12 protein-coding genes are annotated in these 13,425 nt (G+C 61.8%); 10 read left to right on the top strand and 2 right to left on the bottom strand.

The features are described from left to right. Window positions 1–18: 18 nt before the first annotated feature. The 4 genes from FA94_RS23690 (at window position 19) to FA94_RS23705 (ending at window position 3,275) form a co-directional block, all read left to right on the top strand. Window positions 19–240, top strand: coding sequence for a hypothetical protein (locus tag FA94_RS23690; protein ID WP_035555863.1), 222 nt, complete (start codon window positions 19–21; stop codon window positions 238–240). Then, window positions 218–937, top strand: coding sequence for a GntR family transcriptional regulator (locus FA94_RS23695; RefSeq protein ID WP_035555864.1), 720 nt, complete (start codon window positions 218–220; stop codon window positions 935–937). Before FA94_RS23690 ends, FA94_RS23695 begins: the two co-directional genes overlap by 23 nt. Before the next feature lie 269 nt (window positions 938–1,206). Next, window positions 1,207–2,454 carry a formyl-CoA transferase gene (frc, locus tag FA94_RS23700; RefSeq protein ID WP_035555866.1) on the top strand — a complete coding sequence of 416 codons (1,248 nt, stop codon included), beginning with the start codon at window positions 1,207–1,209 and terminating at the stop codon, window positions 2,452–2,454. 11 nt (window positions 2,455–2,465) lie between these two features. Beyond that, window positions 2,466–3,275: a fumarylacetoacetate hydrolase family protein gene (locus tag FA94_RS23705; RefSeq protein ID WP_035555867.1), complete on the top strand. Its 810-nt coding sequence runs from the start codon at window positions 2,466–2,468 to the stop codon at window positions 3,273–3,275. A 190-nt stretch (window positions 3,276–3,465) separates the two neighbouring features. Here the strand turns inward: FA94_RS23705 and FA94_RS23710 are convergent, their stop codons facing one another. Continuing rightward, on the bottom strand, window positions 3,466–4,413 hold the full coding sequence (locus FA94_RS23710; protein ID WP_035555869.1) for a LysR family transcriptional regulator: 948 nt from the start codon (window positions 4,411–4,413) through the stop codon (window positions 3,466–3,468). A gap of 425 nt (window positions 4,414–4,838) precedes the next feature. Between FA94_RS23710 and oxlT the strand changes: the two genes are divergently transcribed. The 3 genes from oxlT (at window position 4,839) to FA94_RS23725 (ending at window position 8,823) form a co-directional block, all read left to right on the top strand. Continuing rightward, the gene (gene oxlT / locus FA94_RS23715; protein ID WP_035555871.1) at window positions 4,839–6,182 is read left to right on the top strand and encodes an oxalate/formate MFS antiporter; all 1,344 of its coding nucleotides are present in this window, start codon (window positions 4,839–4,841) and stop codon (window positions 6,180–6,182) included. Window positions 6,183–6,212: 30 nt separating this feature from the next. Continuing rightward, on the top strand, window positions 6,213–7,289 hold the full coding sequence (locus FA94_RS23720) for a LysR family transcriptional regulator (protein ID WP_035555873.1): 1,077 nt from the start codon (window positions 6,213–6,215) through the stop codon (window positions 7,287–7,289). 82 nt (window positions 7,290–7,371) lie between these two features. Continuing rightward, window positions 7,372–8,823, top strand: a complete 1,452-nt coding sequence (locus tag FA94_RS23725) for an aldehyde dehydrogenase family protein (RefSeq protein ID WP_035555875.1) — start codon at window positions 7,372–7,374, stop codon at window positions 8,821–8,823. Window positions 8,824–8,928: 105 nt separating this feature from the next. Here the strand turns inward: FA94_RS23725 and FA94_RS23730 are convergent, their stop codons facing one another. After that, window positions 8,929–9,906: a 2-dehydropantoate 2-reductase gene (locus tag FA94_RS23730; RefSeq protein WP_035555877.1), complete on the bottom strand. Its 978-nt coding sequence runs from the start codon at window positions 9,904–9,906 to the stop codon at window positions 8,929–8,931. Window positions 9,907–10,218: 312 nt separating this feature from the next. Between FA94_RS23730 and FA94_RS23735 the strand changes: the two genes are divergently transcribed. The 3 genes from FA94_RS23735 to FA94_RS23745 all read left to right on the top strand — a co-directional run bounded on the left by FA94_RS23735 (window position 10,219) and on the right by FA94_RS23745 (window position 13,423). Then, the gene (locus FA94_RS23735; RefSeq protein WP_035555878.1) at window positions 10,219–11,634 is read left to right on the top strand and encodes an undecaprenyl-phosphate glucose phosphotransferase; all 1,416 of its coding nucleotides are present in this window, start codon (window positions 10,219–10,221) and stop codon (window positions 11,632–11,634) included. Window positions 11,635–11,801: 167 nt separating this feature from the next. After that, window positions 11,802–12,989, top strand: coding sequence for a polysaccharide biosynthesis/export family protein (locus FA94_RS23740; protein ID WP_231585015.1), 1,188 nt, complete (start codon window positions 11,802–11,804; stop codon window positions 12,987–12,989). Beyond that, window positions 12,986–13,423 (top strand): arsenate reductase/protein-tyrosine-phosphatase family protein, encoded by a 438-nt coding sequence (locus tag FA94_RS23745; protein WP_035555882.1) that lies wholly within the window; start codon window positions 12,986–12,988, stop codon window positions 13,421–13,423. The genes FA94_RS23740 and FA94_RS23745 overlap by 4 nt, the downstream gene beginning before the upstream one ends. The last annotated feature ends 2 nt before the right edge of the window (window positions 13,424–13,425 follow it).

Genomic DNA, 13,425 nt, shown 5'->3' on the forward strand with positions numbered 1-13,425 from the left:
ATCATTCGGAGTTGCAAAATGGAATTTGTTCCTCTCGCGCTGCTGGCCGTCTCGGTCGTTGGTTTGGGCGCTGCCGCCACGGTTCTGCTAACCCGCTGGATTCCGCAACCGGTCGCGCAACTCGCGGCGCAGCATGGCCGGTTCGTCGGTTTGGGTGAACAATACGGGGGCGCAGTGGCCGCACCGTATCGTGCGCACGGTCAACACGAGGCGATGAATGTCGTCAGAACTTCAAACTGAAGCAGTGGGTACGCCGCTGACTTTGTCGTTGCAGCCGATCGGCGCGAGCGTGAGCTTGCGCGATCAGGCGTATGCGATGCTGCGCCAGGCGATCGCCGACGCGGACATTTACCAGAATCGCGAGGAAATCCGCCTCGACGAACGCGTGCTGAGCGAATCGCTCGGCGTGAGCCGTACGCCGGTGCGCGAAGCGATGACGCTGCTCGAACAGGAAGGTTTTCTGCGCATGGTGCCGCGACGCGGCATTTACATTGTGCGCAAGAGCAAGCGTGAAATCGTCGAGATGATCCAGATGTGGGCCGCGCTCGAAAGCATGGCGGCGCGCTTGGCCACGCTGCACGCGAGCGACGAGGAAATCGCCCGTCTGCGGCACATGTTCGACCATTTCCGCGACGCCACGCCGGCCGAGCATATCGCCGAGTACTCGGACGCCAACATCGCGTTTCATCAGGCGATCGTCGAACTGTCGAAGTCGCAGATTATTCTCGACACGATCAAGAACATCTTCATTCACGTGCGCGCGATCCGCCGCATGACCATCTCGCAGAGCGATCGCGCTTCGCGTTCCATCGTCGATCATTTGCGCATTATCGAGGCGCTGGAGCAGCGCGATACCGAACTGGCCGAACGTCTCACGCGTCAGCATTCACTGGATCTGGCCGCGTTCGTCGAGGCGAATTGCGACTTCCTGGATTGATGCCTCGAACGGTTTCCTGACCGGTTTCAGCGGATTGAATCAAGCCCGCGGTGTGCAAACACCGCGGGCTTTTTTGTTGCCGCGCAGCGGAGGCGCTACGGGAAAAGCCGCGCTTGACGGTCTTTAAAATATGGTATGTGATATATCAACTGCCGCGCTGGGCACCAGAAATCAAACGATGCACAAAAAAGACGCACCTTTTCGCAACTATCTTGGATAGGACGAGAGTCAGCGCTGAAGCGCCAACTCTGGCCGAACGGAGACACGACATGAGCAAGGCACTCGACGGTGTGCGCATTCTCGACTTCACGCATGTGCAATCGGGCCCGACCTGCACGCAATTGCTCGCGTGGTTCGGCGCGGACGTGATCAAGGTGGAACGCGCAGGCGCCGGCGACATCACGCGTGAGCAGTTGCGCGATATTCCGGACGTGGACAGCCTGTACTTCACGATGCTGAACCACAACAAGCGCTCCGTCACGATCGACACGAAGAACCCCGAAGGCAAGCAGGTGCTCGAAGCGCTGATCCAGAAGTGCGATGTGCTGGTGGAGAACTTTGCGCCGGGTGCGCTGGATCGCATGGGCTTTACGTGGGAGCGGATTCAGGAATTGAATCCGCGCATGATCGTCGCCTCCGTCAAGGGCTTCGGTCCTGGACCCTACGAGGACTGCAAGGTCTACGAGAACGTCGCGCAATGCGCGGGCGGCGCGGCCTCGACCACCGGTTTCGACGACGGCCCGCCGGTGGTCACTGGCGCGCAGATCGGCGATAGCGGCACGGGTCTGCATCTGGCGCTCGGCATTGTGACCGCGCTGTTCCAGCGCACGCAAACCGGACGCGGTCAGCGCGTGCTCGCCGCCATGCAGGACGGTGTGCTGAATCTGTGCCGCGTCAAACTGCGTGACCAGCAGCGGCTAGAGCGTAACGGCCAGATGAAGGAGTACCCGCAATATCCGAACGGCACCTTTGGCGAAGCGGTGCCGCGTGCGGGTAATGCGTCGGGCGGTGGACAGCCGGGCTGGATTCTGAAGTGCAAGGGCTGGGAGACGGACCCGAACGCGTATATCTACTTCATCACGCAGGCGCCGGTGTGGGCGAAGATCTGCAACGTGATCGGCAAGGAGGAGTGGGCCACCCATCCCGATTACGCGACACCCGCCGCGCGCTTGCCGCATCTGAAGGACATCTTCGCGGAGATCGAACGCTGGACCATGACCAAGACCAAGTTCGAGGCCATGGAGATCCTCAACAAGTACGACATTCCGTGCGGCCCGATCCTGTCGATGAAGGAAATCGCGGAAGAGCCTTCGCTGCGCAAAACCGGCACGATCGTCGAAGTGGATCATCCGACTCGCGGCAAGTATCTGACGGTCGGCAATCCGATCAAACTGTCGGACAGCCCGACCGAAGTCAAACGCTCGCCGCTGCTCGGCGAACATACCGACGAGGTGATGGCGGAACTCGGTTATTCGCCCGAGCAGATCAGCGCATTGCGTACCGCCGGCGCGATCTAGGAGCGAATGATATGGATACGTGGATGCGTTTCATGTCGAGCGACGGCGGCATTGTGTTCGGCCGCGTCGAAGGTGGCTATCTGCACGAATACGCCAGTCTCGAACAACCGGCGCCGACCGGCGCGGTCCTGTCGACGCGCGCGCTCACGCCGCTCGCGCCGTGCGCGCCCGGCAAGATCGTTGCGTTGTGGAACAACTATCACGCGCTGGCCGCGAAGCTCGATAAGCCCGTGCCGACGCATCCGCTGTTTCTGCTGAAGCCGGCGGGCTCGGTGATCGGTTCGGGTGAGCCGATTCGTCGGCCGCTCAGTTACGCGGGCAAGATCGTCTACGAAGGTGAACTCGGCATTGTGATCGGACGGCGTTGCCGCGATGCGAGCGTCGAGGAAGCCGAAGCCGCGATCTTTGGCTATACGCTCGTCAACGACGTCACTGCTGCGGATCTATTGAACGAGAACCCGCATTTTCCGCAATGGGCGCGCGCGAAGGGCTTCGATACGTTCTGCTGCATCGGCCCGGCGATCGTCTCCGGTTTCGATTGGCGGCAAGCACGGCTCGTGACCTTGCTCGATGGGGTCGAACGGCAGAACTATCCGCTCGACGATATGGTGTTCTCGCCGGCGGAGCAGGTGAGTCTTCTGTCGCACGATCTCACGCTCGAACCGGGCGATGTGATCGCGTGCGGCACGTCGGTGGGCGTCGGCTCGATCAAGGACGGCGCAACGGTATCGATCACGATCGACGGAATCGGCACGCTCAGCAATACATTGACCGCCATACAGGCGGCAACGCAAAACGCCTCGACAATAGCAGCGGTCTGAATGGCGGAATAGAAGATCGCGCGGTCAATTGACCGCGCGTGATGGCATCGCAACACGGGGAGTACGCATGCCGCAAGGTACGATCGACTCGACCGGTTCTATTGGCTCGAGCGGCTCAAGCGACTGCCGCGGAGAATTCGCCGTAGTAGTACTGCGCCTGCTTTTTCAGGCTCAGTCGCATGGCCATCGCCTACTGCTTATACACACTCAGTTCCTTCACGCGCGTGATCTTCTCGATCAGATTCGCGCCTTCCTCCATCAGGAAGCGCTTGAATGCGACGGCGACGGGCGGCAGCCGTTTGTTCTTGCGATGCACGACGTACCAGTTGAGCATGACCGGAAAGCTCTCGACGTCGAGCACCACCAGATGGCCGAGTTGCAACTCGAGGCTGATGGTATGCGCGGACAGAAAAGCGATACCCATGCCGGCAATCACCGCCTGCTTGATCGTCTCGGTACTCTTGATCTCCATTGCGATCTTCAGATTGGCGAGACGTCCCGCGAAACCTTCTTCCATCGAATTCCACGTGTCCGAGCCGCGCTCGCGCACGATAAACGCTTCGCTCGCCAACTGGCTCATCTTGATGTTGCGCTTGTGAGCGAGCGGATGCGTAGGCGCCGCCACGATCACGTAGGGATGCGGCGCGAACGGTTCGTTGGTGGCGTCGGTTTCGTGCGGCGGACGCACCATCACCGCGAGATCGGTTTGATTAGTGGCGAGTTGATGCAGCAGTTCGGCGCGGTTGTGTACCGCGAGATTCAACACGACGCCCGAGTAGCGGCGCGTGAATTCAGCGAGCACGCGCGGAAAGAAGTAGTCGCCGGCGCTGATTACCGCGACGTTCAGCTTGCCGCCGGAGACGCCTTTGAGCTGACTCATGGCCTCGTCGACTTCGTGGAACTGCTGAATGATCGCGCGGCTGTAGTGGAGCATTTCGGTGCCGGCCGGCGTCAGGTAGATCTTTTTGCCGAGCTGTTCGAACAGCGGCAGGCCCGCATGTTCTTCGAGTTGCCGCACCTGGGTGGAGACGGCGGGCTGCGTGAGATGCAATTCCTCCGCGGCGCGCGAGAAGCTCAGGTGGCGCGCCACCGTTTCGAAAACCTTCAACTGCCGCAGAGTCGCATTGCGCATCTTCATGGCCGATGTATAAGCAAACGTGAATCGACATAATAACAAACTTTAATTATTCGTAATTCAGCAATGACCCTAGCATGGGTTCGTAAAAGAGGCGGAATGGCCACTGCGGTATTGGGAGAAGTACTCGGCGGGCGTGGGCGTGTCGGTTTAGTCGGTGTAGTCGGGTTAACGCTTGGATCAAGGCACTAAACGGCAAGACAGGCAGAAATGACCTGCCGCATGGGCCATTAATTGATACGAATAAAGTACTTCCCGGAAAACGATGCAATTCAGGCGATCCGGCGAAATAAAAAGCAGGCGGATTAAAGACGCAAAGATTAAACATTCCCGAATGGCAAGGCTTTTCGGGTCATAACCATAAGGTGGGACGCATACAGTGCGGCAGGTTGAACCGCAGCACTGAATAAATGGCGGAGACAGGTCTCATGGACGATATAACTCAGCAGGCCCCGAAGGGCGCCTTCTGGACGAACCGCTGGTGGCAGCTCGTCATCGGCATGGTGTGCATGGCGCTGGTGGCCAATCTGCAATACGCATGGACGCTGTTCGTCACGCCGATGAATTCACGCCACCACTGGGGCGAAGCGTCTATTCAACTCGCCTTCACGATTTTCATTCTCACTGAGACGTGGCTCGTGCCGCTCGAAGGCTGGCTGGTCGACAAGTTCGGCCCGCGGCCGGTGGTCGCGTTCGGCGCGGTGTGCGCGGGACTCGCATGGGTGATGAATTCGTATGCGACCACCTTGCCGATGTTGTATGTCTCCGCAGTGATCGCGGGGATCGGCGCAGGCGGTGTGTACGGCACGTGCGTCGGCAATGCGTTGAAGTGGTTTCCCGATCGTCGCGGTCTCGCGGCGGGGCTCACCGCAGCCGGCTTCGGCGCGGGCGCGGCGGTGACGGTGATTCCGATTGCCAACATGATTACGCGTACGGGTTACGAGCATACGTTCTTCTTCTTCGGCATTCTGCAAGGCGTGTGCATTCTGGCGCTCGCGCTGTTGCTGAAGAAGCCGACCTTGCGTCAGCAGGTGACGGCGCGCAAGAAGTTCGCGGTGTCGAAGGTCGACTACACGCCGGGGCAGATGATCAAGACGCCGGTGTTCTGGGTGATCTACGTGTCGTTCGTCGCGGTGGCGGCGGGCGGCTTGATGGCGACCGCGCAGATTGGCCCGATCGCGAAAGACTGGGGGCTCGCGCGCATCCCGATGACGATGTTCGGCATGACCTTGCCGCTGCTCACCATGACATTGTCCATCGACAATGTCTGCAACGGCTTCACGCGTCCGCTGTGCGGTTTCATTTCCGACAAGCTCGGCCGCGAGAACACGATGTTCGTGATCTTTATCGGCGAAGGCCTCGCGTTGCTCGGCTTGATGCAGTACGGCAGCAATCCCTATGCGTTCATGACGTTCGCCGCGCTGATCTTCCTCTTCTGGGGCGAAATCTTCTCGATCTTTCCGGCCATCTGCGCCGATACGTTCGGCAGCAAATACGCGGCGGCCAATGCGGGCACCTTGTACACCGCGAAGGGCACGGCGTCCCTGATCGTACCGATCGCTTCGGTGCTGGCCGCTACCGGCGGCTGGAATCTCGTCTTTATCGTCTCGGCGGTCGTGACGATCGCCGCCGGTGTCTCGGCGAAATTCATTCTCGCGCCCATGCGCTCGCGCTGGATCGAATCGCACAATCAGCCGCAAGGCGTGCTGGCGGCAGCCAGCGGCGGCAACGCTTCGCGTCTGAGCCACTGGCCTGAGCAGACAGGGGAATAGGGTGAATCGACCGCATTGGGCCGTGACGTCATGAACGTTTCGCTGCAGCAGCTCAAGGTGTTTGTCGCCGTCGCGCGTGAACGGAGCTTTACGCGCGCGGCGCGCGAGTTCGATCTCACGCAGTCGGCGGTGAGCCGTTGCGTGCGCGAACTCGAAGAAGCCGTCGAATTGAAACTGTTCGACCGGACTACGCGCCAGGTCGAATTGACGAACGCAGGCGCGAGTCTCGAACGAAGGATCGGCCGCTTGCTCGACGAAATCGAGCTGACGCTGCGCGAAGAACGCGCGGCTTTCGACGGTCATACCGGTGTGGTTGTGGTCGCAAGCAATCCGGTGTTGTCGTCGGGCTGGGTGGCGCAGGGATTGGCCGTTTGCGCGGCGGCGTTTCCCGGGTTGATCGTGTCGGTCAGGGATCAGCCGCAGAGCAGCGTGCTTGCGAGTGTGGAGCAGGGCGAAGTGGACTTCGGCGTGGTGTCGTCGGCTGAACCGCTGGACAGCGATCTGTTGCACGCGCAAGCAACCTTCACGACGCCACTGCACGCGGTGTTGCCGTCAACGCATCCGCTGGCCCGGCAGAGCAATGTTGCATGGACACGATTGAGCGAGTCTCCGATCGTCACGCTGAATGCCGATGCCGGAGTGCGCGCGGCAGTTGAACTCGCGTTGAGTTCGAACGGCATGAAGCGGCGGCCGATGCAGGAACTCGGACACGTCGCGGCGGTGCAGCGCATGGTCGAGCTCGGCCTTGGCGTCGGCGTGTTACCGGTCGACGCGCGCTGGCCTGGGTTGAGTGCCGCGTTGGTCAGCCGGCCGCTCGTGCCGGAGATGAACCTGACCACGTGGCTCGTGCATCGCCGCAATCGTTCTCTTCGGCCGAATGCCTCGGCGGCGTGGGCGCAGTTTGCCGCGGCCGCCGCGCCTTCGCATCGGGACGCGGCTACGTCTTCGCACACCGGCAGTGCTACGCCGTTGCATGTTGCGGCTGTGTCTTCACATTCTTCCGCTGCTATGACTTCGCCTGCCACCGGCGCACAGTCTGCCGCTTCTTCCTCGGAACTCGCACGCTCAGCCACGCTGCGCGGCGGCGCCGCTCTGCACGAGCCCTAGCCTCGACTTCACACTTCACCCTTCGCCTCAGCCGACGCGCCGCCAGTCAGCCCACGCAACATGCCATGCAAGGAGCTTCACCATGGACACCGCAACCGAACTCCAGCGCCACGATCTGCTGATTGATGGCAAGCGCTTGCCGCCGGGCACCGGCGAGTACTCCATCGATATCAACCCCGCCACCGAAGAGCCGATCGCGCTGGTCGCGCAAGGCAGCGCCGCCGATGTGGACGCCGCGGTGCAGTCGGCGCGCGCCGCGTTGAAAGTGTGGAACGGTATTCGCGCGGCGGATCGCGGCCGCATCCTGGCGCGTCTTGCCGGACTGATGCGCGCCAGTCTGGAAGAACTCGCCGCGCTCGAAAGTCTCGACGCCGGCAAGCCGATTGCCTCGGTGATGCGTCAGGACATTCCCGCCGCGATCGATACGCTCGAGTACTACGCCGGTTGGTGCGACAAGATCAACGGCCAGGTCGTGCCGGTTCGCCCCGACGCGTTGACGTACACGCTGCGTGAGCCGGTCGGCGTAGTCGCCGCGATCGTGCCGTGGAATTTTCCGTTGATGATCGGCATGTGGAAGATCGCGCCGGCGCTCGCGTGCGGTTGCACGCTGATCGTCAAACCGGCGGAGATCACGCCGCTCACCGCGTTGCGGATTGGCGAACTGGCGCTCGAAGCCGGTGTGCCGCCCGGCGTGCTGAATATCGTCACCGGCAAGGGACGCGTGGTCGGCGACGCATTGGTCGCGCATCCGGGCGTCGATAAGGTGACGTTCACCGGTTCGCCATCGGTAGGGCGCGGCATTCTGCAAGGCGCGGCCGGCAATTTCAAACGCGTGACGCTGGAGCTTGGCGGTAAGTCGGCCAATCTGATTTTCCCCGACGCGAATCTCGACAATGCGGTGCGAGCCGCAGCCTCCGGCATCTTCTTCAACACCGGCCAGGTGTGTTCGGCGGGCTCGCGGATTCTCGCGCATCGCGACGTCTACGACGAAGTGGTCGAGCGGCTGGCGGCGCGCGCCAAATCGATCAAGGTCGGCGATCCGTCGGTACGCGAAACGTCGATGGGTCCACTCATCTCCGCCGCGCAAATGAAGACGGTGCTCGGCTATGTGGAAACCGGGCGCGCGGAAGGGGCGTCGCTCGTCACCGGCGGCGCGCGTATCGGCGAGCGCGGTTTCTTCGTCGAGCCCACGGTGTTCGCGAACGTCGAGCATGAGATGCGTATTTCGCAGGAGGAAATTTTCGGGCCGGTGGCCAGCGTGATCCGTTTCAACGACGAAGCCGACGCGCTGCGTATCGCCAACGGTACGCTGTACAGCCTCGCGGCGGGCGTGTGGAGCGCGGACATCGGCCGGGTGCATCGGGTGGCGCGCGACCTGCGAGCGGGCACCGTGTGGATCAATACGTACGGCTATACCGACGTGCGTTTGCCATGGGGCGGCTCGGGTGATTCCGGCTTCGGCCGCGAGCACGGCGATGTGGCGATCGAGAACTTCACCGAGCCTAAAGCGGTGTGGCTTGCTATTGACCAATAGCCGCCAGACAACAGATTCACGGCAACCGAATCGCACAAGAAAAAAGGATCGAACGCCCATGGCGTTCGATCCTTTATCGCATCAACAACTCAAACCTGAAAGTACTCAGGCGCCCTGCAACGCCATCCGTTCACGCAGTTTGATCAGTGCCAGCACGACATCGATAGTCGGTGTCGGTTCGGCGACGAGGCGGCCCATCTCCTGCACGACCGTTAGCAGCGGATCGATCTCCATCGGCCGGCGGTTTTCCAGGTCGACCAGCGTCGACGTCTTGTGCGCACCGACCGCGCCTGCGCCGTCGATGCGCCGCTCCACGTCCACCCGGAAATGCACGCCGAACTGCTCCGCGATGCGTTTGGCTTCGAGCATCATGGTGCGCGATACCGCGCGCGTGCCGGGGTCGCTGGTGAGCACGTCGAGCGTGGCGTGCGTCAATGCGCTGATTGGGTTGAAGCACAGATTGCCCCACAGCTTGAGCCAGATCTCGTCGCGGATATTGTCACGGATCGGCGCTTCGAAACCCGCCGCCTGCATGATCTCGTGCAACTGCTGAATGCGCGGCGTGCGTTCGCCGTCAGGCTCGCCGATCGGGAATTTCTTGCCGTACACATGCTTGATGACGCCCGGTTCGACGATCTCGGCCGCCGGATAAAGCACGCAGCCGATCGCCCGCTCAGGGCCGAGTTTCGTCCATTGCGAGCCGTCCGGATCGACGCTGGCGAGACGCGTGCCGGCGAACTTGCCGCCGTGTTGATGGAAGTACCAATACGGAATGCCGTTGACGCCCGTGACGATTGCCGTGTGCTTGCCGAGCAACGGTTGCATCGCATCGACCACGCCGGGCAGCGAGTGCGCTTTCAGCGTGATGATCACGAAGTCCTGCACGCCGAGTTCACTCGGGTCGGACGTGCAGCGCACCGGCGCGCTGATCGTTTCGCCGTCCATGATCAGCCGCGCGCCATGCTCGCGCATGGCCGCCAGATGCGCGCCGCGCGCGACGAAACTCACGTCGGCGCCGGCGCGTGCCAGTTGCACGCCCATCAAACCACCTATTGCTCCCGCTCCGAAGACGCAGATCTTCATGGTGCCGCTCCTGTGACGATGAAAAGTCGCTGAACCGATGCCGGAAACACGTCATGCGCGGCGGCGGGTCTCAGCATGAGCATACGGATTCGGGGACGATACGGATAGTTAAAGTTTCTCGGTTCATGCATTCGGTATCGGTTATAGAAAGAGCGACGCGGGTCAGGGCGGCTTACATTCAGATTGCTCATCAGCAGGTCGAATAGCGCCCCGGCGAATGCTGCGACGAATTGGGAAATTTCTCGGGCCTAAGTGGCGGACGCGAAGGCAGAATGCGAGTCCTTCTGAACAACGAAGTATTCGTTAGCCGCCATGCACACAGTGATTCGTCAAACCACGGGCCGTGATTTCGCCGACATGGAAAGCGCTCTCGCGCGCCTGCTCGACGTGATGCTGATCGCGCTGGGTGCGGCGCTGGCTTCGTTGCTCTGCTTCGTGGAGCCGGCGCTTTCGATCGTCGCAACGTCTTTCGTGGCGTTCGACATGGGCTTCGCGATCTTGCTGTTGCCGTGGTTCGGTGTGTACGACTCGTGGCGCGGGCGTTCGAAATGGCGCTTGAGCTTGCGCATCGTGTTCGGCTGGATCGTGGTTCAGGCGTGCGGCGTGGCCGTCATGTTTCTGCTGCATCGCACCGCGTCGTTGTCGCGGCTCTGGTGCGTGACGTGGACTGCGCTCACGGCCTGCGCGCTGGTGGGTTCGCGCTTGCTGGTGCGTGCCGCGCTCGGCCGGATGCGGCGTGCCGGCCGCAATCTGCGCACGGTCGCCGTGGTGGGCGCGGGCGCACATCGCGACGGCGTGATCGCTCATATCGCGGGTTCGCCCGATGCGGGTTTTCGCGCCGTGGCGACCTTCAACACCTGGCCCGACAGCGAGCCGGACATTGCGGGTTTGCCCGCATTCCGGCAACTGCGTGAATTTGCGGACTGGGTGCGCCGCGAACAGATCGACGAGGTCTGGCTCGCATTGCCCATGTCCGAGGAGGACACCGTGTTGCGAGTCCTCGCGGAGTTCAGCAGCGACCTCGTCAACGTGCGTTTCCTGCCGGACGTACGCAGTCTCGTGATGTTCGATCGCAATGTGGTCGATCTGCTCGGCTCGCCAGCCATCAACCTGATGGCCTCGCCGATGACACCCTACGCGCTGCTGCAGAAAGCGCTGTTCGACCGGTTGTTCGCCGCCGTGGCGCTGCTCGCGTTGGCGCCGTTGATGCTGTCGATTGCGCTCGCGGTGAAGGTGACATCGAAAGGGCCGGCGCTGTTTACGCAACGACGCAAGGGCGCCGACGGCCGCGTCTTTCACATCTACAAGTTCCGGTCGATGCGCGTACACGCGCAGCAACCCGGTGTGGTTCACCAGGCCACCCGTGGCGATCTGCGAATCACGCGCGTCGGCGCATTCTTGCGGCGCACGAGTCTCGACGAGTTGCCGCAATTTCTCAACGTGCTGCGTGGGGAAATGTCGGTGGTCGGACCGAGGCCCCACGCTATAGAACATGACGATCAATACCGCAGCCTCATCGACGGTTATATCCACCGCTACCGGATCAAACCGGGCATTACCGGTTGGGCGCAGGTGAACGGCTTTCGCGGCGAGACCGATCGGATCGAAAAAATGCAGAGGCGTGTCGAACACGATCTGTACTACTTGCGCAACTGGTCGTTCGGACTGGACATGCGGATCGTCGTCGCGACGGTCGTGAAGGGTTTTCTGAATCGCAATGCTTATTGACGTGAGACTTCCACGAAGGCTGCGTTGGAGTATTGGCACTCGGCATTGCTGAGCCTGTAGGGATTACGTCTCGTCACATCATGAATCTGCCTGCCACGGCGTGGCGGGCGAGAGTCGTGCTTCGGCACGCTCGTTTGAGGAGTAGGTTGAACACGATGTTTGCTTTAATGAAGAACCGGTCCCGCTATCGGCTTGCTGTACTGACAATGGCGGTGACGCTGTTGAACAGCGCATGTGCGGTGGCGCCGGGCATGCGTATGCAGACCTCGGCGACGGCAGCAGTGGATACGACCGATGCGGCGCAGTCCGTGGAGAAAAGCAGTCAGCCCGCTGTGAGCGAGAAAGTCGACGCAACACCCGCCACGCCCGAAATCGAGATCACCGAAGTCGACGCGGCGTTGATTTCGCAACTGGCCCAACGCCGTCAACAGCAACAACTCGAACTCTCGCAACTGCTGTCCGGCACGCCGCGCGAATACGTGGTCGGCGCGGGCGATGTGCTGCAAATCGTGGTTTGGGATCATCCGGAATTCGCGGCCGCGCTCGGGTCGTCGCAGATCCAGTCGTCGGCGCGGCCCGGCGATCCGCTCGCCGGTTTCATCGTCGATCAGAACGGCAGTCTGACGTTTCCGTATGCGGGCACGCTGCAAGTGACGGGCTTGCGCACCGATGAGATCCAGCAACGCCTGAGCATCGCGCTCGGCAAATATTTCGTCAAACCGCAGGTGACCGTGCGGATGGCGTCCTATCGCGCGCATCAGGTTTACGTGGACGGTGAAGTGCATAGCCCCGGCGCGTTGTCAGTGAACGACGTACCGATGACGCTGTACGAAGCACTCAGCCGCGCCGGCGGCTTCAGCGAAACGGCGGATCAAAGCGATCTCGTGCTGGTGCGCGGCGGCCAGTCGCATCGCGTGAATCTGACTCAGTTGCTCGCACAGGGCGTGAGTCCGTCGCGGCTGTTTCTGACTACCGGCGACGTGCTGCGCGTCATGCCGCGCGATGAAAACGGCGTGTATGTGATGGGTGAAGTGAATAAGCCGGTCTCGGCCGTACCGCGCAGAACCGGTGTGATCACGCTGGCCGATGCGCTGTCGCAGGCCGGCAGCGTGAACGCTTCGACCGCGGACGCCGCGCAGATGTTCGTGATTCGCGGTTCGTTGACGGGTACGCCTGAAGTGTTCCATCTCGACGGCCGTTCCCCCGTCGCGATGCTGCTCGCCAAAGACTTCGCGTTGCAGCCGAAAGACGTCGTCTATGTGGACGGCAGTGGTCTGGTTCGCTTTAACCGCGTGTTGACGCTGTTGATGCCGCTGATCAGTTCCGGTCTGACCGCGGGAGTGATCGCGAAATGACCGGCGTTCTGATGGTCTGTGAAGGCAACGTTTGCCGTAGCCCGATAGCGGCCGCGCTGCTGACCAAAGCGTTGCCGCAAGTCCCCACGCGCTCGGCCGGCACGCGCGCGCTCGCGGGTCATCGCGCGGCGCCGTTAGCCGTGGAGTTGATGGACGTGCAGGGAATCGACCTGCGACCGCATGTGGCGACGGCGTTGACATCGGCTCAGGTGCGTGGCGCGCCATTGATCCTGGCCATGACGCGAGCGCAATGCGGCCTGATCGAACGCGTCTTTCCGTTTGCGCGGGGCAAGGTGTACCGCCTCGGCGAGCACGATCAACTCGACATCGTCGACCCGTATCGACGCGGTCGATTCACCTTTGAAATGGCGGTGGCACAGATCGAGCAAGGCGTGCAGCGCTGGCTGGGTGCGATTGCCGGACTGCAGCACTGAAT

It is taken from the genome of Burkholderia sp. 9120 (assembly GCF_000745015.1).
Classification (GTDB): domain Bacteria; phylum Pseudomonadota; class Gammaproteobacteria; order Burkholderiales; family Burkholderiaceae; genus Paraburkholderia.